23 protein-coding genes and 1 pseudogene are annotated in these 23,835 nt (G+C 71.0%); 13 read left to right on the top strand and 11 right to left on the bottom strand.

The window, feature by feature from the left end:
* The first annotated feature begins 67 nt into the window (after window positions 1-67).
* Window positions 68-265, top strand: a complete 198-nt coding sequence (locus ACK1X7_RS02410; protein ID WP_413114577.1) for a hypothetical protein — start codon at window positions 68-70, stop codon at window positions 263-265.
* A 239-nt stretch (window positions 266-504) separates the two neighbouring features.
* On the opposite strand, the gene ACK1X7_RS02405 is transcribed toward ACK1X7_RS02410, so the two are convergent.
* The 5 genes from ACK1X7_RS02405 to ACK1X7_RS02385 form a co-directional block, all read right to left on the bottom strand.
* On the bottom strand, window positions 505-1,509 hold the full coding sequence (locus ACK1X7_RS02405) for an endonuclease/exonuclease/phosphatase family protein (protein WP_390794305.1): 1,005 nt from the start codon (window positions 1,507-1,509) through the stop codon (window positions 505-507).
* Window positions 1,510-1,670: 161 nt separating this feature from the next.
* Complete coding sequence (locus ACK1X7_RS02400) at window positions 1,671-2,552, bottom strand: fructosamine kinase family protein (RefSeq protein ID WP_398159249.1); 882 nt, start codon at window positions 2,550-2,552, stop codon at window positions 1,671-1,673.
* Window positions 2,549-3,013 (bottom strand): low molecular weight protein-tyrosine-phosphatase, encoded by a 465-nt coding sequence (locus ACK1X7_RS02395; protein WP_385151121.1) that lies wholly within the window; start codon window positions 3,011-3,013, stop codon window positions 2,549-2,551. The genes ACK1X7_RS02400 and ACK1X7_RS02395 overlap by 4 nt, the downstream gene beginning before the upstream one ends.
* A 141-nt stretch (window positions 3,014-3,154) precedes the next feature.
* The gene (locus ACK1X7_RS02390) at window positions 3,155-4,342 is read right to left on the bottom strand and encodes a GDSL-type esterase/lipase family protein (RefSeq protein ID WP_385151124.1); all 1,188 of its coding nucleotides are present in this window, start codon (window positions 4,340-4,342) and stop codon (window positions 3,155-3,157) included.
* Between the two features lie 142 nt (window positions 4,343-4,484).
* Window positions 4,485-5,054, bottom strand: coding sequence for a TetR/AcrR family transcriptional regulator (locus ACK1X7_RS02385; protein WP_385151127.1), 570 nt, complete (start codon window positions 5,052-5,054; stop codon window positions 4,485-4,487).
* 71 nt (window positions 5,055-5,125) lie between these two features.
* Between ACK1X7_RS02385 and ACK1X7_RS02380 the strand changes: the two genes are divergently transcribed.
* Window positions 5,126-5,617 carry an FBP domain-containing protein gene (locus ACK1X7_RS02380; RefSeq protein ID WP_385151130.1) on the top strand — a complete coding sequence of 164 codons (492 nt, stop codon included), beginning with the start codon at window positions 5,126-5,128 and terminating at the stop codon, window positions 5,615-5,617.
* 81 nt (window positions 5,618-5,698) lie between these two features.
* Here the strand turns inward: ACK1X7_RS02380 and ACK1X7_RS02375 are convergent, their stop codons facing one another.
* Window positions 5,699-6,121, bottom strand: a complete 423-nt coding sequence (locus tag ACK1X7_RS02375) for a spore-associated protein A (protein WP_385151133.1) — start codon at window positions 6,119-6,121, stop codon at window positions 5,699-5,701.
* 518 nt (window positions 6,122-6,639) lie between these two features.
* On the opposite strand from ACK1X7_RS02375, the gene ACK1X7_RS02370 reads away from it, so the two are divergent.
* The 3 genes from ACK1X7_RS02370 (at window position 6,640) to tpg (ending at window position 9,768) form a co-directional block, all read left to right on the top strand.
* Entirely contained in the window at window positions 6,640-6,879 is a 240-nt protein-coding gene (locus tag ACK1X7_RS02370; RefSeq protein WP_014057972.1) for a hypothetical protein, read from the top strand.
* 121 nt (window positions 6,880-7,000) lie between these two features.
* Entirely contained in the window at window positions 7,001-9,208 is a 2,208-nt protein-coding gene (gene tap, locus ACK1X7_RS02365) for a telomere-associated protein Tap (protein WP_413114576.1), read from the top strand.
* 5 nt (window positions 9,209-9,213) lie between these two features.
* Window positions 9,214-9,768 carry a telomere-protecting terminal protein Tpg gene (gene tpg, locus ACK1X7_RS02360; RefSeq protein WP_385151139.1) on the top strand — a complete coding sequence of 185 codons (555 nt, stop codon included), beginning with the start codon at window positions 9,214-9,216 and terminating at the stop codon, window positions 9,766-9,768.
* Between the two features lie 36 nt (window positions 9,769-9,804).
* On the opposite strand, the gene ACK1X7_RS02355 is transcribed toward tpg, so the two are convergent.
* Together ACK1X7_RS02355 and ACK1X7_RS02350 are read right to left on the bottom strand one after the other, a co-directional pair.
* A complete protein-coding gene (locus ACK1X7_RS02355) occupies window positions 9,805-10,332 on the bottom strand; it encodes a YceI family protein (RefSeq protein ID WP_385151142.1) in 528 nt (175 codons plus the stop codon).
* 72 nt (window positions 10,333-10,404) lie between these two features.
* A complete protein-coding gene (locus ACK1X7_RS02350) occupies window positions 10,405-11,298 on the bottom strand; it encodes an NAD(P)-dependent oxidoreductase (RefSeq protein ID WP_413114575.1) in 894 nt (297 codons plus the stop codon).
* Between the two features lie 61 nt (window positions 11,299-11,359).
* Between ACK1X7_RS02350 and ACK1X7_RS02345 the strand changes: the two genes are divergently transcribed.
* The 5 genes and pseudogenes from ACK1X7_RS02345 (at window position 11,360) to ACK1X7_RS02325 (ending at window position 14,060) form a co-directional block, all read left to right on the top strand.
* The gene (locus ACK1X7_RS02345) at window positions 11,360-11,710 is read left to right on the top strand and encodes a winged helix-turn-helix transcriptional regulator (RefSeq protein ID WP_216340756.1); all 351 of its coding nucleotides are present in this window, start codon (window positions 11,360-11,362) and stop codon (window positions 11,708-11,710) included.
* A 98-nt stretch (window positions 11,711-11,808) separates the two neighbouring features.
* Window positions 11,809-12,180: a hypothetical protein gene (locus tag ACK1X7_RS02340; protein ID WP_398159247.1), complete on the top strand. Its 372-nt coding sequence runs from the start codon at window positions 11,809-11,811 to the stop codon at window positions 12,178-12,180.
* Window positions 12,122-12,532 carry a DUF6924 domain-containing protein gene (locus ACK1X7_RS02335; RefSeq protein ID WP_413114574.1) on the top strand — a complete coding sequence of 137 codons (411 nt, stop codon included), beginning with the start codon at window positions 12,122-12,124 and terminating at the stop codon, window positions 12,530-12,532. The genes ACK1X7_RS02340 and ACK1X7_RS02335 overlap by 59 nt, the downstream gene beginning before the upstream one ends.
* Before the next feature lie 338 nt (window positions 12,533-12,870).
* A pseudogene (locus tag ACK1X7_RS02330) lies at window positions 12,871-13,041 on the top strand (MFS transporter); the annotation flags it as partial.
* Window positions 13,042-13,475: 434 nt separating this feature from the next.
* A complete protein-coding gene (locus ACK1X7_RS02325) occupies window positions 13,476-14,060 on the top strand; it encodes a MarR family winged helix-turn-helix transcriptional regulator (RefSeq protein ID WP_390794296.1) in 585 nt (194 codons plus the stop codon).
* A gap of 41 nt (window positions 14,061-14,101) precedes the next feature.
* Here ACK1X7_RS02325 and ACK1X7_RS02320 read toward each other — a convergent pair whose 3' ends face one another.
* Both ACK1X7_RS02320 and ACK1X7_RS02315 read right to left on the bottom strand, forming a co-directional pair.
* Window positions 14,102-14,842 carry a class I SAM-dependent methyltransferase gene (locus tag ACK1X7_RS02320; RefSeq protein ID WP_385151155.1) on the bottom strand — a complete coding sequence of 247 codons (741 nt, stop codon included), beginning with the start codon at window positions 14,840-14,842 and terminating at the stop codon, window positions 14,102-14,104.
* Window positions 14,843-14,908: 66 nt separating this feature from the next.
* Window positions 14,909-15,952 carry an alpha/beta hydrolase gene (locus ACK1X7_RS02315; protein WP_390794295.1) on the bottom strand — a complete coding sequence of 348 codons (1,044 nt, stop codon included), beginning with the start codon at window positions 15,950-15,952 and terminating at the stop codon, window positions 14,909-14,911.
* Between the two features lie 169 nt (window positions 15,953-16,121).
* Between ACK1X7_RS02315 and ACK1X7_RS02310 the strand changes: the two genes are divergently transcribed.
* The 3 genes from ACK1X7_RS02310 (at window position 16,122) to gap (ending at window position 22,843) form a co-directional block, all read left to right on the top strand.
* Window positions 16,122-20,687 (top strand): hypothetical protein, encoded by a 4,566-nt coding sequence (locus ACK1X7_RS02310; protein WP_413114573.1) that lies wholly within the window; start codon window positions 16,122-16,124, stop codon window positions 20,685-20,687.
* Window positions 20,688-20,751: 64 nt separating this feature from the next.
* Window positions 20,752-21,699, top strand: a complete 948-nt coding sequence (locus ACK1X7_RS02305; protein ID WP_361510264.1) for a GlxA family transcriptional regulator — start codon at window positions 20,752-20,754, stop codon at window positions 21,697-21,699.
* 145 nt (window positions 21,700-21,844) lie between these two features.
* Complete coding sequence (gap, locus tag ACK1X7_RS02300) at window positions 21,845-22,843, top strand: type I glyceraldehyde-3-phosphate dehydrogenase (protein ID WP_385157195.1); 999 nt, start codon at window positions 21,845-21,847, stop codon at window positions 22,841-22,843.
* Between the two features lie 76 nt (window positions 22,844-22,919).
* On the opposite strand, the gene ACK1X7_RS02295 is transcribed toward gap, so the two are convergent.
* Entirely contained in the window at window positions 22,920-23,771 is an 852-nt protein-coding gene (locus ACK1X7_RS02295; protein WP_385157192.1) for a helix-turn-helix transcriptional regulator, read from the bottom strand.
* Window positions 23,772-23,835: the final 64 nt, after the last annotated feature.

The raw sequence follows: 23,835 nt of genomic DNA, 5'->3' as shown, positions 1-23,835 counted from the left end.
ACGCGCGTATCCGGACGCGCGTGTCAGGACGAGCTTGGCCTTGTGGCCGCTGACCGACCGTACCCAGATGCTCAGGCTGTTGAGCCTGATGGTGCCGCCCGGACTGGTGCTGCCGCTCAGGCGCGCGCCACCCGTAGTGGTGGCCGACATCTTCACGGACCGGGAGCTGATGTGGGTGATCCGCAGCTTCCCGAAGCCGAACCGGTGGCTGTCGACCGTGATGTTCGTGGGCCTTGACACGGTGGTCGTGCACCGCCCGTCGTAGCAGGGCCCGTGGGCGGCGGCCTGCGCCACCGGCGTCATCAGGCCGAGTCCCAGTGTGCCCGCCAGAGTCATGGTCGCGGTGGCCGTCGCGGTCGTCCAGCGCATGCCGATACCCATCAGTTGGACCTCCTGTTTCGGGGATTCCTGCGCGGCATTTCCAACCCGCGGGTCCTGGGACCGCTCCCGAGGAGGCGCCCGGCCGCCGTCATCCCCTCGGCTGTCACAGCTCGACGGGCGGCTTCAACCCAGCGCGATCCGGGCGGCGATCGGCAGATGGTCGCTGCCGGTGGCGGGCAGGGTGCGAATGTGGCCGACAGCCGCCGAACGGGCCATGACCTGGTCGATCCGGGCCAGCGGAAAGCCCGCGGGGAAGCTGAAGGCGAAACCCCGCTCCGCGACGTTCAGCCGTGAGGTCAGCGGGGACAGCCCACGGTCGTCGACCGTGCCATTGAGGTCGCCCAGCAGGATCAGCCGATCCCGCTTCTCGGCGGCGATGGCCTTGCCCAGCAGGCCGGCGCTCTCGTCACGCCAGGAGGACGCGAGGCCACTCGCCCGTACGCGGACCGACGGCAGATGCGCGACGTACGCCGCGATCTCGCCCCGCGGCGTATGGACCACGGTCCGCAGCCCACGACTCCATGCCTCGGTGATCCCTTGGGGTTTGATGTCCAACGGCCGGGCGTCGGTGAGCCGATGCCTCGACCAGAGTCCGACGGTGCCCCGGACGGCGTGGTACGGGTAGTCCGGGGCGAGGGTCTTCTCGTAGACCGGCAGCGCCCTGGGCACCAGCTCCTCCAGCGCGATGAGATCGGGCCCGGCGTCGGCCAGGGCACGGGCCGTACCCGCCGGGTCGGTGTTCTCATCGCTGACGTTGTGCTGCACCACGACCAGGTCGTGCGGGCCGGGCTTTGCCCCGGGCAGGAGGAGCCCGCCGAAGAGGTACGCCCAGGCCGCGACCGGCAGGAGCAGGGCCACCAGCGCGATGGCCGAACGGCGCAGCAGCGCCAGGCCGAGCAGCACCACGACCACCAGGCCGAGCCACGGCAGAAACGCTTCCAGCAAACTGCCCAGGTGCCCTGTGGAGTTGGGCACCACTCGGTGGAACGCCAGCAGCCCGGCCGACAGCACAGCCAATACGGCGAGCACTCGCCCCCGCGTCCAGGCCGACCCGCCACGAGCCCACCGCGCCACCCGGCGTCCCGCCCGCACTGGCGACGCCGCACCGTCGTCCACCTGCTCCACCATGGCTTTCCATCCGTTGCCTTCCGCACCTCAAGACGGGCCATCAGGCGCATCGGTTTCTGGTGCGGGGCGTGAGATTCCGGTGACGGTGGCCCGCGCGCCTCCTAGGAACGGATCTTGTGCTTTCCCGTCCCTCCTTCAGCCGCTATGCGGAATCGCGCAGGTCACTGAGCCAAGGCCGCCCGGGCCACCGTGAGTGCCTGCCCGGCGTAGCCGCGGCCGAACAGCACCGTGTGCACCAGCAGGGGGAAGAGCTGGTGCAGTCCGATGCGGTCGGCCCAGCCCTCGGCGAGCGGCGCCACGTCCTGGTAGCCGTCCAGCACCTGATCGAGATGCGGGCAGCCGAACAGGTGGAGCATCGCCAGATCGGTCTCCCGGTGGCCACCGTGCGCGGCCGGGTCGATGAGCCACGCTTGCCCGTCGGCGCCCCACAGGACATTGCCGTTCCACAGGTCGCCATGCAGCCGGGCGGGTGGCTCGGCGGGTCCGGCCAGCTCGGGCAGCCGCTCGCACGCGCGCTCGATGACCTCGGCCTCGCCGTGGCGCACCGTGCCGTCGTCGACGGCCCGGCGCAGATAGGGCAGCACCCGGTGTTCGGCGTACCAGCGCGGCCAGTCGGAGCCCGGGACGTTGCGCATCGGGGCCGGCCCGATGTACGCGTCCGTGGGGCCGTCCGGTGGCGGGGCGCCGAACGCGGGCGCGCCGACGGCGTGCAGGACGGCCAGGTCGCGGCCGAATCGGGCCGCTGCCCGGGTGCCTGGTCGGCCGATCGGCACCTGGTCGGTGACCAGCCAGTCCCGGTCGTGGCCGTGCACCACCGGGACGCGGACCGTGCCCGTGTCGGCCAGCCAGCGCAGCCCCGCCGCTTCGGCCGGTGCCGCGCCGGGACCGTCGCCGCGTTTGACCATCACCGTCTGCCCGCCGTCGAGGGTGACTTCGGTGAGCGTTGCGGACAGCGGGCGCCGACCGGTCACCGGGCGGCCGGTGAGGCGGGCCGCCGCGGCGCCGGGGTCCTCGCCGGTCCCGGCCGCCGGACGGGCACTCATGGGCCGAGGCGCTCGCGCACCCAGGTCAGCAGGCCGGGCATCGCGGCTTCGATCATGGTCAGCACCTCGTCGAACCCCTCCGGGCCGCCGTAATACGGGTCGGGCACGTCCAGATCACCGGTCGCGGCCGGGTCGAAGGACCGCAGCACCCTGACCCGGGACGGATCGTCGACCCGTCGGCGCAGCGCCTTCGCATGGCCGTGGTCCATCGCCAGGAACAGGTCGGCGTCGCTGTGCTCGGCGCCGATCTGGGCCGCGACATGCTCGACCGGGTAGCCGTGCCGTGCCAGCAGTTCACCGGCCCGTTCATCGATGGGCTCACCGGCGTGCCAGGGGCCGATGCCGGCGCTGCTGACCCGTACCGCGCCGTCGAGTCCGGCCCGGCGCAGATGCTCGGCGAAGACCAGCGCGGCGGACGGCGACCGGCAGATGTTCCCGCTGCATACAAAGCAGATGTGCACGGCCACCAGCGTAGGGCCTGGCTTCCCGGTGGCGCGGGGGCGCACTGCCCGTCCGGACCGGCCGGACCTGGCCATTGCACCGGCCGGAACCCGGCGCCGTACTGGACGGAATGCGGCGTCGGGCCCTGCCGGAGCCCGGCGTCAGGCGCTGTGGTCCGCGAACGGACCATCGGCGGCGAAGGCCAGCGCCGCGAACCGTTCCCCGATACGGCGGTGAGTGGCGGCGTCCGGGTGCAGCTCGTCGGGCAGCGGCAGCTCGTCGGCATCGGTCTCGCCGTAGAGGTCGAGGCCGTCGAGGTAGTGGAGGTGGGGGTCGTCGGCCGCCCGCTGCTTCACGATCCGGGACAGCTCCTCCCGGATGACGCGCAGCGTCAGCTTCCCCGCGGCGCGTTCGGCGGGGTCGCCGGTGGCCTGGAACCGCAGCTTCCCGGCGCTGAGCGCGGTGACGTCGAAGGCCGCGGGGCCGGGCGTGTCCTCGTGGATGGGGCACAGGATGGCGGAGACGACCAGCAGTGGCGTGGTGGGATGCCCCTCGCGGATCGTGTCGAGGAAGCCGTGCACCGCCGGAGTGAAGGCGCGCAACCGCATCAGGTCGGCGTTGACCAGGTTGATGCCGATCTTGATGCTGATCAGGTCGGCCGGGGTGTCCCGCATCGCGCGGGCGGTGAACGGGTCGAGCAGGGCGCTGCCGCCGAGGCCCAGGTTGATCAGTTCCACGCCGCCGAGGGAGGCGGCGAGCGCGGGCCAGATGCCGGTGGGGCTCGCGGCGTTGGAGCCGTGGCTGATCGAACTGCCGTGGTGGAGCCACACCTTGCGGCCCTGGTCCGGTACGGGCTCGATGGGGGCGTCGGTGCGCAGCGCGACGAGTTCGGTGGTCTCGTTGTGCGGCAGCCAGATCTCGACGGTCTTGACGCCGTCGGGCAGCTCGGTGAAGCGGAGGGTGCCGACCGGGCCGGGGTGGCTCTCGGCGCTCCCGGTGGCCAGGTCGATGGCCAGCGTGTTGCCGCCGCTCACCGAGGACTGCCCGGCCAAGCGGCCGTCGACGAGCAGGTCGTACACGCCGTCCGGACGGGGCGGGGCGCCCGTGTAGACCCGCTTGGTGGGCAGCGTGTCCAGTTCGACGGCGGTGGCCCGGGTCCGGAAGACCAGCCGTACGCCGGAGGGCTGGGCCTCCGCCATGGCGAGTTGCCCGTCGGTGTTCTGGGCACGGGCCCAGGCGGGCAGCCGGTGCGGCAGCACCCCGTGCGCCGTGTGCTCCAGGTCGAGGGCGCCCCGCAGGATGTCCGCGGTGATGGGTGTGGTGATCCAGTCGTGCTCGGTGGTGTGCATGGTTCCAGCCTGTTGATCACAGATATGTGGATGGATGGATGGATGTGGGGGCGAGCGGACGGATGGATCGGTTGGGCCGATGTGCTGATGTGCCGATGTGCCGCGAGGCTGATCGCATCCGGCATGCCGCCGCGCCCCTGAGTCAGGGCGCGGGCCAGTTCCGCAGCAGGGCGTCGAGGGCGTCCAGGGTCCGCGACCAGCTTTCCTCGCTGTCGGGGGCGCTGTGGCTGAATCCGCCCGCCAACTCGAGGCTGACGTAGCCGTGGAAGACGCTGCCCAGCAGCCGGACCGCGTGCGTCTGGTCCGGCTCGGTCAGGTCGTAGCCGCGCAGGATCGCCCGCGTCATCTGTGAGTGCCGGCCACCGGCGCTGGCGGCCGCCGCCTCCGGGTCGAGCCTGAACTGGGCCGCGGCGTAGCGGCCGGGATGCTCGCGGGCGTAGTCACGGTAGACGTTGGCGAAGGCGGTCAGGGCGTCCTTTCCGGCCCGCCCGGCCAGGGCCTCGGCGGCCCGGTCGGCGAGCTCCTCCAGAGCGAGCAGGGCGATCCTGGTCTTGAGGTCCTGGCCGTTCTTCAGGTGCGAGTAGAGACTCGCGACCTTGACGTCGAACCGTCTGGCCAGCTCCGAGACGGTCACCTGGTCGAAGCCGAGCTCGTCGGCCAGCTCCGCTCCCGCCTGGGTCAGCCGTTCCGTGGTCAGTCCTACCCGTCCCATGCCCTTCCTCTCCTTCGACAGAAGCGATTATGCATTTGCCTAACGCCTTTAGGCAAATTAGCCTGCGTTATATGAAGCCGCTGAGTGAGCAAGAGATCCGTGCCGCGTTCGTGAACTGCACCAAGGGCGAGACGAAGCGCCTGTCCGTCCCGCGCGACCTGGCCGACCGGCCCTGGGGTGACCTGGACTACCTCGGCTGGCGAGATCCTCAGGCGCCCGACCGCGCCTACCTGGTCACCGAACTGGACGCCCGCCCGATCGCCGTCGCGCTGCGCTGTCCCGGCCCCGCCTCCTGGCAGGCGCGGCGCAGCATGTGCTCGATGTGTCTGACCGCCCACACGGGCGGCGTCTCCCTGATGGTCGCGCCGAAGGCGGGGAAGGCGAGGCAGCAGGGCAACTCGGTCGGCGCCTACATATGCAGCGACCTCGCCTGCTCGCTGTATGTGCGGGGCAAGAAGGACGCGGGCGCCGGCTCACGGCCCCAGGAGTCGCTCACCCTGGAGGAGAAGATCCAGCGGACCGCGGCGAACGTGGCCGCGTTCCTCGCCAAGGTGACGGCATAGCCCATACCGCCCGGTCGCGGAGCGGTGCCCCGCACGCCATCGCGTACGGGGCACCGGGCTGCGGGGCGCGGACGGTGGGTGTCAGCCGCAGTTGGTCTCGGCCTTCTCGAAGCGCACACCGTCGATCCAGCCCCACCAGTCCACACAGGTGCCTCGTGCGCTCACGTAGATCGGTCCCGCGTAGGAGCGGTAGTTGCCGCTGTCGTAGATGTCGTGGATCTCCGTGTCGCTCCGCGAGAGGTAGATGGACATCGGAACCGGCTCTCCGGCCACGTTCCGGATCGCGACCAGGCAGTTCTTGCCCGTGGCGGAGCTGTAGGTGAGATACGCGGTGCCCTTGTCCCCGACCTCGGTGGAGTTGACGACCGTATAGCCGGAGCCGCAGGCGCCGTTGTACGCGACGCGCGAGGCGGCCGCGGAGGCCCCGGGCGCGGCGGCCATGAGGGCGACCGTGCCGGCGCCGGTCACTGCCGCGATGGCCAAGGCGCGCTTGAGGTGACTCATTGGTTCCCCGTTCGTGTGATGTCGGTGCTGTCGGCTGAAGTGCCGCGGGTTGATTTCCCGGTTGCTACGACCCGCCACCCGGCGCATGAGTTGTCCCCTCGCGCCGTTACGGGTCTGTCCGCACTGTCACCAACGCGTAACGGCGGCAGGGTCCCGCGCCGCTGCCAATCCGTTGGACGGGAGCGGACTGCTCGTACAAGAAACGTGAGCCGAAAAGGGACTGACGGTCACCGAGCGGCCAGTGGAAGGGATATCGAACTTTTTGGAACCTGTGTCCCTGGAGAGGCGTACCACGCATGCCGCCCGTTCACCTCCTCGCGGCCCCTCGTGCTATCGACGCGAGTAGACCGGACATGTGGTGTGGTGTTTTGGTGGAGGGGATGGGGGTGTTTTCTGGTGCTTCTTCGGTGCTTATGCCGGGCGGGCCGTTGTTGCTGGGTGGGGGCGTCCCCGGCGGTTCTGGCGATGGTGTCTCTCTCTTAGACTGTGCCGGTCCCCAAGTTGATCGGAGCACTCCTATGCGTCGCCTTGCCGCCGCCCTTTTGGTAATGACCGCTTTTGCCTCGCTCGCCGGCTGCGCGCAGGATTTCGACCGAGGCCCTGATGGGACGGTCTCCGACAAGGTCAAGGACGGAAAGAAGTTCTACTTGGTCGTCGATCCGGCCAAGGGTGGCGACGAGAAGAAGTTCCGCGTCAGTAAGTACGACTATCACGACTGCAACCGAGGTTCGAAGTACCCCAAGTGTGTTGACGATTAATCAGCTCGTCGTCGCCTCGGCTCCGCACTCCCACCGCGTTCGCGACAGGAGTGATTGAGCGTGCGATGAAGTGTGCGTTACGGAGAGCGATGGGGATAGGGTTTGCCCGGAGGTGAGCCCTGTGCCCGCTGAGGACGAGTTGTTCAGCGCTGTCGACGCGCTGCTGGAGCAGGTCGCCCAGGACGAGCTGCCGGCACCCGCGGAGCGCAAGAGGCTGCGCGAGGCCGCGGGGCTGAGCCAGGCCGGGATCGCCAAGGCGCTGGACATCCGCCGGGAAGCGGTGGGCAACTGGGAATCCGGCAGGACCGAGCCGCGGCAGCCGAAGCGCGCCGCCTACGCCCGGCTCCTGAAGGGCCTGGCCGCCCGCTTCCCCGCCCCCGCCGAGGAGGCATCGGAGACAGCGGCCCCCACCGTCCCCGAGCCGTCCTCTTCCGCCCAGCCCGCGCCGACGCGGACCCCGCCCCCGGGCCAGGGTCATTCCCCCGAGCGGAGCCCTCAGCGGCCCGGGGCGACCGTCACGCGGAACACCACCCGGCGACTCGCCCCGGCCCCGGCGCAGCGGGCCCGCCCGCCCCGGCCGTCCACACCCCGGCGCCCGGACGCGACGGAGCCGGCCGGGACCGCCGCCGCCACCTCCGGCGTGGACCCGCGCTTCGCCAACGGCCCGCTGGCGGTCGTGGATGTCGTGGACGGCCAGGTCTGGGCGTACTGCCCCGGCGGCCTGGTCCTGGACATCCCGGCCAAGTCCCTCCCGTCTCTGGTGGAGTGGAGTCTGACCGAGGCGCGGCTGGGCGCACCGCGGCTGAACCGCAACGGCAGGGACGCCGACCCGGTTCTGGTCCTCACCGACGCCGCCGCGGTGCGCTTCGGCCTCCCGGCCCGGCTGACCGACGAGGAGCGGCGGGCCGGAAGGCTGCCCGAGGGCCATAAGGTCCTCAAGGAACTGGAGCGGGCCGACTGGCGGCTCACCCGGCGTGGGCTCGGCCCGTGGGCCCGGATCTACCGTCCTGCCGAGGGCTCGCGACGCGCCTGCGTCCAGCTCTGCGTCCTGGGCTGGGACGCCCTCGATACGCGCTCCTGGGGCGAGGCCGCGCAGTTGCCGCCCGCCGATCTGGTGCATCTGCTGGGCACCTACGCCGACCGCGTCATGACCCCCTGCGGCTCCACCGCCGTCACCGGCCTGGAGCTGATGACCGCTCTGCACCCGCCCACCCGCGCCGGTGAGCCGGACAGCGGCGGCCGGCGGCACAGCGAGCACAACCCCGGCTCGCTGGGCACCCAGCCGGTGCGGTGCGCGCCGCCCGAGGCCCCGGACGGTCACCCACTCCTGGCACACCTGTCGCGTTTCCATCAGCGCACCCCCGAGGAGGTGCTGGTGGAGGAGGCATACGACTGGGCCCGCCCGCTCACCGACGACGAGTGCGCCAAGCGCTTCGTGGTCGGCATCGACGTCAACATGGCCTTCGCCGCGGCGGCCAACGGCACCGTCTTCGGCCTCGGCGAGCCCGTACACGCCAAGCGGCCGCCGTTCGACCCGAAGATGCCCGGCTCATGGCTGGTGGATCTCTCCCACGTCGCACTGGATCCGCGCCTGCCGAGCCCCTTCACCCCGACCGGGGAGCGGCCGGCGGGGCCCGCCTGGTACGCCACGCCGACGGTCGCCTACGCCGTCGAACTCGGTTACGGCGTCGCCCCCATCGAGGCGTACCTCCGCCCGGACAACGGGCGCTACCTGGACGCCTGGTACTCCCGGCTACGGGACGCCTATATCGCCACGATGGCCGACCTGGGGGTCACCACCGGCATGGGACCGGAGGAGTTCCTGACCGCGATGGACGGCCACCGGCGGGCCGATCCGCAGATGGCGATCGTCCTCTCCGCGATCAAGGCGACCGTCAAGGGCGGCATCGGCAAGCTGCGCGAACGCCCCCGTGGCGGTGGCTGGCGCCCCGGCCAGCCCTGGCCCGCGCTCCAGCGCCCGACCTGGCGGCCCGACATCCGCGCCGCGGTCATCTCCAAGGCGCGGGTCAATATGCACCGCAAGATGCTCAAGACGGCGACCGCCACCGGCCAGTACCCGGTGGCGGTCCTCTCCGACTGCGCCGTCTACCCCTCCGACGGGCCCGGCCCGCTGGACTTCCTGCCCCACAAGGACGGCAAACCGCTGCCGGGCGGCTTCCGGATCGGAGTGAGTCCGGGGATGGTCAAACACGAAGGCACCCAGACCACCCTGTGGGCCGAGGGCGTGCGCGAGGAGCACGGCGACGACCTCAACCTCGCCCGGTACATCAAGGACGGCCACGTCACCGCCCCGGACAACGGAGAGTAGAGACGATGGGCAAGCTCGCGGAGAGCCTGGACAAGGCGGTGGAAGGCACCTTCACCCGCCCCGTCCCCAAGTCGGCCGGTGCGCAGATGCGCTATCTGGTCAGGCAGCTCAAGGGCACCCGGCCGGTGGCCGACCTGCTCGGCATCTCCCAGCGCACCGTCGAGCGCTACGTCAAGGACCAGCTCAAGCGCCCCCGCAAGCCCCTCGCCACCCGCATGGACCGCGAGGTGAGAAAGCGGTGGCAGCCGCAGATCCGCGCCAGGGCCAAGCAACAGGCCGCCACCACCGGCGGCCTCATCCTCGACACCCGCGCCCGCTTCGGCTACACCGCCGCCCCCGGCACCACCGACGACGCCCGGCTGCGCCACATCACCCAGGCGCTGCCGCCGCAGTACGCCGCCCGCCTCTTCGACGCCCAGGAACAGGGCGCCGCCGAACAGCAACTCCTCGACATCGCCGCCGAGGGCCTCCAGGAGATCTACTTCAAGGACCGCGGCCGCCGCGCCCAGGGCCTGCTGGTGGAGTTCACCGACATCGACTACATCGAGGTCGACCTGTAAGGGGCGGAATGATGTGCCCGGGCCGGATCGATGTGCTCAGCGGTCGGCGACGATATCCAAGGTGATCTTCAGGCGGCGAGCCGCCATACCTTTGGCCTTGCTGACACCGAAGGCGTATCGGTCGATGGTGGCGGTGCCGTTGGCGGTGATGCGCTTGCCCTCGCCGACCATGCTGCCGATCGCGACGACTACCGGCTTGGTCACTCCGCAGACCGTCAACTCCCCTCGCAATGAGGCGCCTTGGGCGGATTGAGCCAGGCTCTGGCCCCGGAACTGGATCGTGGGGTGTCGCTCCACGTCCAGGAAGTCGGACGACCTGACGTGGTCGTCGCGCCGCTGAACGCCGGACGCGAAGCTGGCCGCGTCCATCTCGACGTCCACCGACGACGCTTCCGGTGTCTCGGCGATGGTGATCCGGCCCTGCCTGATGCCGAACGTCCCATGGACCGGGAGCAGCCCCAAGGCGCGCGTGGTGAAGCGCACGGTCGAAGCGGCCGGATCGATGACGTAGGTGCCTGCTGCTGGTAAGGACAGTTCCGCGGCGCTGGATATCGACATGTTCATAGCCTCCGTTTGCTGAAGTCCCCCTCGGGTGGACGAGGATCTCGCACACACGGAGGCTGCACCAGACCCCCTTCAACTAACGCTGCGGCCCAGCACCTCGGCGACGCGGATGAACCCGTCCGTACCATGGCCCAGCCCGATGGCACGGCGGGCCATGCCCTCGGCCGCGCGCATCACACCCGCGTCGATGCCATGGCCCTCGGAGGTGTGCACGATATGGGCCATCGACGAGACCGCCGAGGTGATCGGGTTGCCTTCACCGGAGAAGGTGCCGCGGTCCACTTCCTCCGCGGCCTGCTCGAAGAGCGGCGGGAGGATCGCGCCGATGCCCTTGGCGAAGGGCGCCAGCTCCCGGGCGCCGACCCCCTCCGCCCGCGCCACCGCCAGGGCGTGCGCATAGCCCGCCATCGCCGTCCAGAAGATGTCGAGCAGCGCGATGTCGTAGGCCGCCGCCCGGCCGATCTCCTCGCCGAGGTGGGTATGGGTACCGCCCAGCGTGTCCAGTACGGGCCGGTGCTCCTGGTAGAGCTCAGCCGGGCCGCTGTGGATGAACACCGCGGCAGGCGTTCCGATGGTGGTGGTCGGCGTCATGATCGCACCATCGAGATACCGGATGCCGCGCCCGGCCGCCCAGTCCGAGGTGTCCCGGGCCCGGTCCGGAGTGTCCGCGGTCAGGTTCACCACGGTGCGTTCCTTGAGCGCCTCGGCGACCTCGTCGCGCCGCAGGATCGCGTCCGACGCGTCGTAGTTCACCACGCAGACCAGGGTCAACTCGCTTGCGGCGACGGCCTGTTCGGCCGATCGCGCGCCGACCGCCCCGCGCTCGATCAGCTCCCGGTCCCTGCCCGGCGTCCGGTTCCAGACCGTGGTCCGCAGCCCGGCGTCCAGGAACGCACCGGCCAGGGCGCGGCCCATCGGCCCCAGACCGAGCACGGTGACGGCAGACTGTTCGGGGTGTGTAGACATGAAACTTCAACTCCCATACGGATATACGCGTAAGTAATAACTCAAAGGAAATCGAGCGAAGATGACACGCAGTCGTGCTCAGGACACGAATGTCTGCGGAGTGACCGCCGCGATCGCCGTGATCGACGGCAAGTGGAAGACGGCCCTGCTCTGGGCACTGGAGTCCGGACCGCATCGCCCCGGCGAGCTGCGTCGGCGGCTGCCGGGCCTCAGCGAGAAGGTTCTGACTCAGGCGCTCCGTGAGATGGAGACGGACGGGCTGGTGCACCGGGATGTGCACGATGTGCTGCCGCTGAAGACCGTGTACTCCCTGACCGCGTTCGGCCGCGACCTCTCCGAGGCGCTGGCTCCCCTGTCCGATTGGGGCCACCGCCGCCTGGAGAAGCTGGCCGAGGCCCAGTCGGGCCCCTGACGCAACGCTTCCCTCCGTCTCATCCGATCCGGCGGCCCTCCGACCGCCCGCAACAAGATTCGCCCCGCCGTCCGTCGCTGCCAAGTACCCACAAAAAAGTGGGTACGAGCGAACTGGCCGCGCTGAACCTTCCGGTGTTCGCGCGCCACATCACGATGGTCGGCACCGGCAAGGAGCAGCCAGGCCAGTTCGACGTCCCGGTCGGCGTGGGCGGAGCCGTCGTCAGCCCCGGCGACCTGGCCCCGCCGTCTTTCTGCACGGCCTCGGCTCGACGAAGGAGGACTATGTGCCGTGGTCGGGGGCCGGAGGCGTGGAGGCTGCGCCGGTCCCCGCCCGCTCTCGCCGCTCTCGGCCGGAGCGGGACGCTCGGCCGAGCAGCGGAGCCGTTCAACCGAACAGTAGTGTTCTCATGTGAATCAGCTTCCTCACGGCGCGAATGTGCTGTTGGTGCGGACGGACTTCTCCAGTGACGCCGCCTGGGAGCGTCTTGACGCGGTCCTGGCCTCACCGAACGAGGACGGGTTCCTGGCGCATGTCGAACCCGTCGACGATCGCCGGTTCACGGGCATGACCCCTCAGGAGGCGATCGGTCTGCTCCCAGCCGACTACGAGCATCCGCTCCTCGTTCTGGCCGACGGTGAAGCCATGGCCTCGGAGGAGATGCCGCTCCTCGTCATGGACCTGTGGGAAGTACGCGGGCGCTCCATTCGAGTCATCGCCACGGAACTGTGGGGGATCGAGAACAACCTGTCGATCTCGAACATGTACTTCGAGGAGTTCGCCGAATCCGTCGATGAGGATGGAGTGTTCCGGACCTTCTAAGGATCGGCCGCCCCCCCCGCCACGACCGGTGTCACCACACAGATCGACCCGGCCGACACGCGATTCGCAGCCACCGTGCTCGCCGCCTGGGCAGGCCGCTACGTGCTCAGCCCGACCCCACTTGGCGAACGGGCAATCGGGATTAGCTTGGTTGATGTCAAGCAACCAACTCCCGACGGGAGTGATGCTCGGTGGGTTGGACGACCGAGCGGCGCAGGGCCGGAGCCGAGGGGGCCCTGCCGTCCTACGGCGATGGCGGCCCGGGGCCGCGGTACAAGTGGATCGCGCTGTCCAACACCACGCTGGGCGTCCTCATCGCGACGATCAACATCTCGATCATGCTGATCGCGCTCCCGGACATCTTCCGCGGCATCGGCGTGGATCCGCTGCGTCCCGGGAACACCAGCCTGCTGCTGTGGCTGATCATGAGCTACATGGTGGTCACCGCCGTGCTCGTGGTGAGCTTCGGGCGGCTGGGGGACATGTACGGCCGGGTGCGGATGTACAACCTGGTGCTCGGACCGCAGGTGCTCGACCATCTGCCGGCCCACCACGCCGCGTATCTCACCGGGCGCGGCTTCTTCCCGGCGTTGATCTCCCCGCCGTTCTCCCAGGGCCTGTCCGCCGCGTTCGACTTCGCCATCGCGGCCTGTCTGGTGGCCGCCGTGGCATCGCTGCTGCGCGGCGGGCGGTATGTGCACAAGAGCGGGCCGAAGCCGGCTGTCCCGGTGGGGGTGGCCGCCGCCCGGGTCGGCACCGCGGGTGTCAAGGGCACGGCGGACCCCGCGGGTGGCGAGAACGTCGAGGACACTTCCCGCCAACCGGTCACCGCGTCCCGGCAGGCGCCCCCGCCTAAGCCCGGGCCATCGCCATCGCCCCCGCCTCCGTCACCACCTCCGTCGTCATTCGGCGGAGGACCGGGACCACCACCCGAGGAGCCGAGATGACCGCACTCGACCCCACCGCCCCGGGCCCCACCGCCCCGGGCCCTGCCACTCCAGGCGCCAACACCCCGGGTACCGCCACACCGGGTGCCGTGGCCCCGGGCCCCACCGCCCCAGGCCCCACCGTTCCGGAATCGGGGGAGCTGGCCGAACGGCTCCGTACCGCCCTCCAGCATCTGCTCCCCGGCCTGCGGGGCACCCGGGGCGAGCACGGCGATCTCACCCCCAGCCGCCAGGCGGCCCTGGGAGCGCTCGACACCCACGGCCCGATGCGCATCAGCGCCCTCGCGACCCGGCTGGGCATCGCCCTGCCGACCACGTCCCGCATGGTCGATCTGCTCGACGCCTCCGGCTGGATCGAGCGCACCCCCGACCCCGAGGACCGCCGCGCCAGTCTGATCGCCCTCACCGACCCCGGTCGGCAACTCCTCCACACCGTGCGCCACGAGACCGCCGCCCGGCTCGCCGCGCGGATCGAGAAGCTGAGCCCCGAGGAGCAGCGGGCGCTGTACACCGCGCTGCCCGCCCTGGAGTCCCTGGCCGACTCCACCAACCCGTCCACGAGCCCATCCACGAACGCGTAGCACCGCACGACGCGGCGAACGGCCGCGCCCGTTCCCCACGCTCAGTTCGGCGGGATGCGGTAGACGGAGACATGGGAGCGCGACTCGGCGGTGAATTCGCCGCCGGACCAGTCCGCGTGCCTGGTCTCCAGCTCGAATCCGGCGAGCTGAGCCATGAGGTCGAGTTCGGCCGGCCAGATGTACCGGTGCGGGCTGCGGGTCAGCCGTGCCTGCTTGCCGTCGTCGAACCGGAAGTGGTGCGAGACGACGTGCTGGTGCAGTACGTCGTAGGTGTCCAACCCGATGTAGCCGTGCTCGGCTTGCCAGACGGTGGCCGTCTGGCCCGGCGGGAGCTTGCGCAGTTCGGGCACCCAGAGTTCGATCACGAACCTGCCACCGGGCCTGAGATGGCGGGCGGCGTTGCGGAAACACTCCACCTGCTCGGCTTGGGTGAGCAGGTTGGAGATGGTGTTGTAGACGAGATAGACGAGTGTGTACTCCCCGGGAGCCACGGAAGTCGCCATGTCGCCCACGATCACGGGGATCGTCGCTTCGTCTGCCCTGGTGCGCAGTTGACGGATCATCGGAAGCGACAGCTCGATCCCGGTGACCGGGACCCCTCGTTCGGCGAGCGGGACGCCCACCCGGCCGGTGCCGATGGCGAATTCGAGCGCTGCTCCGCCGCCTGCGAGCTCAGTCAGGCGGTTCACGGCCGGCTCCAAGATCTCGGGCGCGAACATCCCCGTGCCGGGCGTGTCATAGCGCTGGGCGGCGTCGACGTCCCAGATCTCCTCCTGGTTCATACCGTCACCATTCACCGCAGGGGTATGCGATGTCCACTGCTTTTGCCCCCTGGGCCCGGGGCTTCCTCAGACCCCCGGCACTGTGCTCCTGGAGTGCGCGAGGAGGCGCCTCAGCCAGCGGGTCCGGGCATCACGCGCGTCTTTGCTGATGGCCGCCTTCGGCGCCAAGCCGTCGAAACCGTGGTAGGCGCCGGGCCATACATGCAGTTCGGCCTGGCCACCGGACTGCCAGATCGCGTTCGCGTACGCCACGTCCTCATCGCGGAACATCTCCGCCGAGCCGACGTCGATGAACGCCGGAGGGAGACCGGATAGGTCCGTGGCGCGGGCAGGCGCCGCGTAGGGCGGCAGGTCCGCCGCGCCGTAGCCGTCACCCAGCAGTGCTTTCCAGGCGGTCTCATGGGAGATGAGATCCCACATCCCGAGGCCCGACATCTGGTGGCTGGAGAACGTGCGCCCGCGGTCGTCGAGCATCGGGCACAGCAGCAACTGCCCCAGGATGCCGGGCCCGCCGCGGTCACGGACCAGCAGGGCGAGGGCCGCGGCGAGCCCGCCGCCGGCGCTCTTCCCGCCGACGATGACGCGGTCCGCGTCGATGCCCAGTTCGGCCGCGTGCCCGGTGGCCCAGAGAAGTCCCGCGTAGCAGTCCTCCAGCGGTCCGGGGTATCGCGTCCGCGGCGCCAGCCGGTACTCGACCGAGATGACGGCCATGTCCAGCGGAAGGGCCCACTCGTGAAGGATCCGCGGCAGCACCGACCATGCGTTGCCCATGATCATCGCGCCGCCGTGCATGTAGTACAGCAGCGGCAGCGGCCCTTCCCGCCCGGCGGGCCGCACGCTCACCAGCGTGACATCGGGGCCGTCCCGCAGCCCTGGAACGGTCAGCTCCGCCACCTCGAAACGGCCATCGGCCCGGAGGTCCTCGGCGGTCGGTCTGGGCCGGGTCGCGGCGTCCCGCTCTTGCCGCGCCGCGAGATTCCCGGGCGTGACCGGCTCTCTTGGCCCATTGCCCAAGGACTCCAGCGCGGCGCTCAGTTCGGGGTCGAAGGGAGGCACAGCCGTCGGCCTCGGGGCGGAAGCGCCCGTACGGGACAGATCCATACCGCGCATCCAAGCATCCGCGGCCGCCCCGCGGTACCGGCCGGACCCCAGGCGCGTCCGGCGACTCGCACTCCCGTCGCGGTTCATCGCCTCCGCTGGTCGCAACCCCCGGGAGTCCGGCGGACGGTAGCATTTCGCCCGCGGGCCGCACCAGGGTCGACCGTGGCCGGGGGGAAACGTGGAGAGCACCGGGCAGCACAGCGACTCGCTTGTCGTGCTGACCGCACTGGACGTGGAGTACGAGGCGGTTCGGGCACATCTGGTCGATCCGCGGCCGCGACTCCACCCGAGCGGCACTCTGTTCGAAGTGGGACGGCTCGACGGTACGCCGTGGCGGGTGGCGCTCGCCGAACTCGGCGACGGCAATCAGGGCGCGGCCGTGCTGACCGAGCGGGCGATCGCGATGTTCCGCCCCCGCGCCGTGGCATTCGTCGGGGTGGCCGGGGCGCTCAAGGGTGATATCGAGCTCGGGGACGTCGTCGTGGCCACGCATGTGTACGCGTACCACGGTGGCAAGGACGAGGACGGCGAGTTCCACTCCCGCCCGAGGGTCTGGCCGGTGCGCCAGGAACTCGACCAGCTCGCTCGCTTCGCCCGCAGGTCCGGTGCCTGGACCGGGCTGCTGCCGGAACGTTCGCCCGGCGCCTCCCGTCCGGCCGTCCACCTCAAGCCCGTGGCCGCCGGGGAGGTCGTCCTCAACTCGGCGAACTCGCCGCTGAGACGGCAACTGCGCCGGAACTACCAGGACGCCGCCGCCATCGAGATGGAGGGCGCGGGCGTGGCGCAGGCCGCCCATCTCAACGCGGCGCTGCCCGCGCTGATCGTCCGTGGCATCAGCGACCGGGCCGACGGGGAGAAGTACGACGCGGATGCCGAGGGCTGGCAGTCCCGCGCGGCGCGCCACGCCGCGGCCTTCGCCTTCTCCGTCCTGCGTGAACTGCCGCCCGGCGGCGGCCAGGCCCCACCCGGGCCGGAAACCCCCATGGACCCGGCACCGGAACGATTCCCGGACGGGCCGTCGGCCCCGCCCCCTGCTCCGCCCTCTGCCCCGTTCCCGCATCCGGATACGGGAACCGCACCGGACGACACCGGCCCGGCCGCACACCGCCAACTCCTGCGCTGGGCACGGAGGTTCTCGGACGACCTGGACCTCGTGGACTCCCCCCGCCCGGAGAGCGGCACCGACTCCCCGCCGCAGCTCAGCGGCGGACTCTACGTACGGCGCGCCGTCCAGGACCGGGTGGTGGAGGCCCTCTACGACGGTGATCCGAAGGCGGTCCTGGTCACCGGGGACGCCGGGAACGGCAAGAGCAGTCTGTTGTGGGGCCTCGCCCGGGATCTCACCGCCCTGGAGGACGCCGAGGTCTTCCTGGTGAACGCCGCCTGGCTGCTGCGCCCCCTGAGCGGGGCCCCCGGAACGCCCATGCTGACCCCCGCGACCGTGGTGTCCGGGGCGACGCACGCCCGGACGCGGGGGCGTACACCGGTCGTGCTCCTGGACACCGCCGATCTGCTGCTGCACGACGACCACCACGAGATGGCGCTGCTCGATCTGTGCGAGGATCTCGCCGCCGCCGCTGTCCGCCTGGTGCTGACCTCGCGGCCGGAGGAGGCGAACCGGCTGCGCACCGGGTTTATCCGGATGTTGCTGGGGCCGTACGACGACAGCGAGATTCCCCACGCCATCCGTGGACACGCCGCGCTCTACTGCCCCGACGCCGTCCCCCGGGACGACGAGGCACGGGTACGGAGGCTGATGGAGCCCGTCGCGCGTGGCCTGCCGGTGCGCGAGGTGTGCAGAAGCCCCCTCCAGTTGCGGCTGCTGTTCGAACTCGCCCGGGACGACGGGGCGTTCCCCAGCGCCGAGATCGACGCCACCGGCCTCTACCGCCGCTACTGGGACCACCGGGTCGTCACCGACCGCCGCCATCACGGCAACCAGAGCGCCACGGCGCCGGAGGACCTCTCCTCGCTCACCGGCGCGATCGCCGTCGTGCTGATGTCGGCCGGCCGGACCGAGCTGTCACGCGAGGAGCTGATCGAGCGGCTCACCTCGGCGCACGGTGGCCCGCGCCCCTCGCGGCCGTACGAACCGGCCCGCGTCCGGTCGTCGCTGGAGCTGCTGATCGACCGGGGTGTGCTGGCCAGGGGAGCCTCGGACGGTATCCACTTCTTCCACCAGACCATGTTCGAGTACGCGGCGGCGCGTGGCCTGCTGCACCGCACCGGGGCGGGAGCGCTGCTGTCGCTGTGCGAGTGGGTCGGGTCCCATCCCCGTGACTTCTTCGTCGGAGCGATCCTCGAACAGCTCCTCATGCTCGCCGCCGGGTCCGAAAGGTATCGCGGCCCGGTACGGGACACCCTGATGCGGATGGCGGCGCACGGGGATGCCGTCATCCTGCACACCGTCGCCGTGGCCGTCGCGGCGCGGAATCCGGCCATGGGCGTGTCCGTCGAGCCGCTGCTCGCGACGGCGCCGCACGGCGTCGCCCGACGGTACGCGGTCCTGGCCCCGACCGTACGTGACACGGACGTCGACGCCCTCCTGCCACGGCTTCGCGGGCTGTGGGAGAGGAAGGAGCCCAGCCTTCAGGAGGCCGTACTCGAAGCGCTGGAACGGCTGGCCGCCCAGAACTCGCTCACCGTCCATGCCGCGCTGGCCGACTGGGGCTGCGTACGGGAGCTGACGGGGCGCCGTACGGGCGGCGCGGGCATCGAGATCCTGCCTCGGCTGCTCGTGCTGACGTCACATATCGATGTGGCATCCGCGCGGAAGGGCCTCCTGGAGATGCTCGACTTCGCCCTGGCCCGAGGGCTGGCGGAGCTGGCATCCGGCGTCATGACCCTATGGGCCCGGCACTGGGAGACACTGGGTTCGCCGGAGTGGGCCACCGCCGTTCAGGAGCGTCTCCAGCGTGTGCGCATCGCGCCGAAGTCGTACGACGTCGGGCTCTTCCAATCGGCCCTGGCAAGGGTGCTGGCCGCGTCGTGGACCCACGACCACGGACTCCCCGGCGACCAAGGACACCTCGGCCGCCACGGACTTCCCGCCGGAGGCGCTCACGGTGCCGACGGCGGTCCGGCCCCCGGCACTCACCCCTGGACGCACCGCCTCGACCATGCCGTGGCGCTGCTCGAGGCGGACGACCACGACACCGCGGGCAACGCCGGACTCATCGCCGCCACAGCGATCCTGGCCACGCTGCCGCCCGGCCACTGGGCCATCGACGCCACCCTCGACCGCTGTCTGGACATCACCGGGCAAGGAGCGCTCCACGCACTGCAACACCGGATGGTCTTCCCCCAGTTGCTCAGCGCCGACTGCGCCGCCGCGCAGAGCCTGGTACACCGGCTCGCGGTCATGCTGAGGGCCCTGCCCTGCCCCGAGAACCAGCCGGTCCCGCCCCCGCAGCGGCGAGCGCTGGTCGCCCGCCGGATCCTCGCCCACCGCGACGTTCCCCCGCACCGCGTCCGGCAGGTCCTGGAACACTCCGGCTGGGATGCCGACTCCGATCTGTGGCTGTCCCGGGACGGCCTGGCGACGCTCCTCCTGCCGGCCGCGCTCGGCGGCCATCCCACCGCGGTGAGCAGGATCGAGAAGGCGACGACCGCTCCCGCGGGCGCCCGGAACCTCGTCCGCCGCTCCCTCCACCGGGCCGTCACGGACTCCGGTGCGCACACCGAGCGCCACATCGGCCTGCTGGTGAACCTGGGGCTCATGGACGCCGACACCGTGCTCCTGGAGGCCCTCACCACCGGCCGGGCCAAGAAGGGCACCGGCCCGCTGCCGCCCCTCGCCCATGAGCGGGTGCTGGGGGCGCTACGCGCCTCGGCCCCGGCCCTCACCGGGCTGATCGCGGACGAAATCGCCGAGGGCCACAGCGGAAAGCGGCAGCGCCAGGCACTCACGCTCTGGGAGTGCTCCGTGTCGGCCGGCACTCTCCCCGCACCCGATCTGACCCAACTCCTGCCGCGGTACGGCACCTTCTCCGACCAGAAGACCCGGGCGGCCTTCCTCGGGCTGGTGGGAACCATCGCCGCGCGCGAACCCGCCCAGTACGCCACGGCACACACCTTCCTCTCGGAGCTGGTGTTCGATGCCACGGGAGACATCCCCAGTCTCGACGACGCGGCGGCCAGTACCCGGAACGCCGCCCGCAAGGCCCTGCTCCACGCCGCCTGCGAGTCCGGCCCCCTCATCCCATCGGCCCTCAGCACCGCCCTCGACCTGGCCTTCGCCCCACCGACCGACGCCGGACTGATCAGCGGGCTCGGCCAACTGGTGCGCCGGCTCGGCGCCGCACACGGCGCGGCACCCGCCGCCGAGCTGCTGATCCGCGTCATCGGCGCGGCCGTGGCCTCCCAGCAGGGCCGCGCCGCGGAGAACCACCTCGCCAAGGCGCTCCGTGGCGCGATGGACAGCATCTTCGACCACGGTTCTCCGGCCGTGTACCGGACGCTGTGGGAGCACCTCAAGGAGCCCGGCCCGGAGCACGACACCGACCACGTGGTCTTTCCCGAGCGGTACGCGCTGGGGCTGGTGAGCTGCGCGGTCCGCCGGTCGTACGCGGCAACCCGCCAGGACCTGGAAGCACTTGTCGCGCATCCGCGGGTGCCACGGCACACCAAGATGTGGATCGGCGACCAGCTCAGCGCCCGGTCGCGGGAACACACCGAGCACGACCTCAGTTGGGTGCTGGACGGCGAGCTGCCCGGGCGGCCAGTGGCAGGATGTTCGCGGTAGTCGTCATCGAGGTCACGGGTGTGAGCGCAGGCCCGTTCGATCGCGGGAGAGCCGAAGGAGTCCGATGAGCCGGAAGAACCACCATGTCGCGGTGCTCGTACTCGAAGGCGCCAAGCCACTCGACGTCGGCATCCCCGCGCAGGTGTTCTCCAACCGGCCGAGCATGCCCTACGAGGTACGGGTGTGCGGTGCCGCGCCCGGACTGGTGACCGGCGGCGACGGCCTCTCGTACCACGTGGCCGAGGGGCTGGACGCGTTCGAGCACGCCGACACCGTCTTCATCCCCGGCTATCGGGAACCGGCGACCACCGAACCGCCGGCCGCGGTCGTCAGCGCGCTCATGGCCGCCCACGAGCGCGGGACCCGTCTCGCGGCCATCTCCACCGGGGCGTTCGCGCTGGCCGCGACGGGCCTGCTCGACGGCAAGCGGGCGACGACCCACTGGCACTACACCAAGGCTCTCGCCGAGCGACATCCGCTGGTGCGGGTGGACGAGAACGTGCTGTTCGTGGACGAGGGCGAGGTGCTCACCTCGGCGGGCGCGGCGTCCGGCATCGACCTGTGCCTGCACCTGGTGCGGCGCGACCACGGCGTCGGGCTCTCCAACCATGTGGCCAGACGGCTGGTGGCGGCGCCCTATCGCAGCGGGGGACAGGCGCAGTACGTCCCCCGGAGTGTGCCCGAGCCGCTCGGCGACGTATTCGCGGGCACCCGGGAGTGGGCCCTGGCGCACCTCGCCGAACCGCTGACCCTCGAAGCGCTCGCCCGCAACGCACGGGTGTCGGCGCGCACCTTCTCGCGGCGGTTCGTGGAGGACACCGGCTACACGCCGATGCAGTGGGTGCTCAGGGCGCGGGTGGACCTGGCGCGCGAGCTGCTCGAACGCACGGATCTGGGCGTGGAGCAGATCGCCGACCGAGTCGGCCTCGGCACCGGCGCGAACCTGCGTCTGCACTTCCACCGCATTCTCGGCACCTCCCCGACGGAGTACCGCCACACCTTCTCGGCCTGAGCTTCCCGAGCGGCGTGCCCGCATACCGAGGGCAGGCGGGATCCTTGCGTGCGGGCTGGCGGGATCCTTGCGTACGGTGGCGTTCGGGCCGCTGTCGGCCCGGTATCCGGATGCCGACGATGGGGGAGGAACGAAAGGAACCTCCATGACCCGCATCGCCGTCAATGGATTCGGCCGCATCGGACGCAACACCCTCCGCGCCCTGCTCGAGCGCGACAGCGACCTCGAAGTGGTCGCCGTCAACGACCTCACCGCCCCCGAGTCCCTCGCGCACCTGCTCAAGTACGACAGCGCGCTCGGCCCCCTCGGCCGCTCCGTCGAGGTCGACGGGACCGACCTCGTGGTCGACGGCCGCCGCATCAAGGTGCTCGCCGAGCGCGAGCCCGCCAACTTGCCGTGGGCCGAACTCGGCGTGGGCCTCGTCCTCGAATCCACCGGCCGCTTCACCTCGGCGGACGCCGCCCGCGCACACCTGCGTGCCGGTGCCCGACGTGTGCTGGTGAGCGCCCCGTCCGCCGGCGCCGATGTCACGCTCGCCTACGGCGTGAACACCGATGCCTACAACCCGGCCGAGCACGTGATCGTCTCGAACGCCTCGTGCACCACGAACGCCCTGGCTCCGCTGGCGTCCGTACTGGACGACCTGGCCGGTATCGAGCACGGCTTCATGACCACGGTGCACGCCTACACCCAGGAGCAGAACCTCCAGGACGGCCCCCACCGCGATCTGCGCCGCGCCCGCGCCGCCGGGGTGAACATCGTGCCCACCACCACCGGGGCCGCCAAGGCCATCGGCCTGGTGCTGCCGAACCTCGACGGCAAGCTGTCGGGCGACTCGATCCGGGTGCCGGTCCCGGTGGGTTCGATCGTGGAGCTGAACACCGCGGTCTCACGGGAGGTCAGCCGCGACGAGGTGCTCGCGGCCTACCGCGCCGCCGCCGACGGCAAGCTCAAGGGCATCCTGGAGTACTCCGACGAGCCGCTCGTCTCCAGCGACATCACACGCCGCCCGGCATCGTCGATCTTCGACGCCGCCCTCACCCGCGTCGAGGGCAAGTACATCAAGGTGGTGGCCTGGTACGACAACGAGTGGGGCTTCTCGAACCGCGTCATCGACACGCTCGAACTGCTCGCGCGCGACTGAACCCGCGGATTGACTGACCGTGAGGGGCCGGCATCGACCGGCCCCTCACCCTTGGGGCATGTGCCCGGCCACGCGTTCAGATACGGTCCGCGCCGCGCGGGGAGGGCCGGGTGCGTGTCGCGTGGATGGAGCCGAGCAGGCGCAGGGCTTCCGCGCTGCTGCCGCCGGGCTCCGCGTGATAGATGACGAGTTGCTGGCCCGGGGCCTCTCGCACGTCGAACGCCTGGTAGCTGAGGGTGAGGGGGCCGACGTCGGGGTGCTGGAACCGCTTGGCCTCCTGGGTCTTGCCGCGCACGGTATGGCTGCCCCACAGGCGGGCGAAGTCCGCACTGTTCTCGGTGAGAGTGTCCACGAGCCCGTGCAGGCGCGGGTTGTCCGGCTCGTAGCCCGCCGCCTGGCGCAGATTCGCCACGGTGGCCTGGGCCGCCCGGTCCCAGTCCTGGTAGAAGGTGCGGCCCGCGGGGTCCGCGAAGGCCATCCGGGCCAGGTTGTCCGCCGGACGGAACGGTGAGTAGAGGGCGTCGGCCAGCGCGTTGGTGGCGAGGATGTCCAGGGTCCGGTCGAGCACCAGGGCAGGCGTGTGGGGATAGCCGTCCATCAGTTGCCGCAACCCGGGGCTGACCTGGTCGGGCACGCGGACGGCGGGGTCGTCGGGCACCGTGCCGGCCAGCCGGTACAGATGGCCCCGGGTGTCGCCGTCGAGGCGCAGCGCACGGCTGAGCGCGTCGAGCACCTGCGCGGAGGGGTGGCGCTCCCGGCCTTGTTCCAGGCGGGTGTAGTAGTCGGCGTTGATACCGGCGAGCACCGCGACCTCCTCGCGGCGCAGCCCGGGAACGCGGCGGGTGCCGTAGCTCGCCATCCCCACCTCTTCGGGCCGCAGCCCCGACCTGCTGCTTCGCAGGAAATCTCCCAGGTCGTTGTCAGCCATGAGCTCAGGCTACGTGGCGCCCGGACCAGGTGCCTGGGTGTGCCGCACCCAGGCGGAAGGCGTC

The organism is Streptomyces sp. CY-1, from assembly GCF_047218265.1.
Taxonomy (GTDB): Bacteria; Actinomycetota; Actinomycetes; order Streptomycetales; family Streptomycetaceae; genus Streptomyces; species Streptomyces niphimycinicus.
This window is presented reverse-complemented; position numbering and strand designations above follow the sequence as displayed.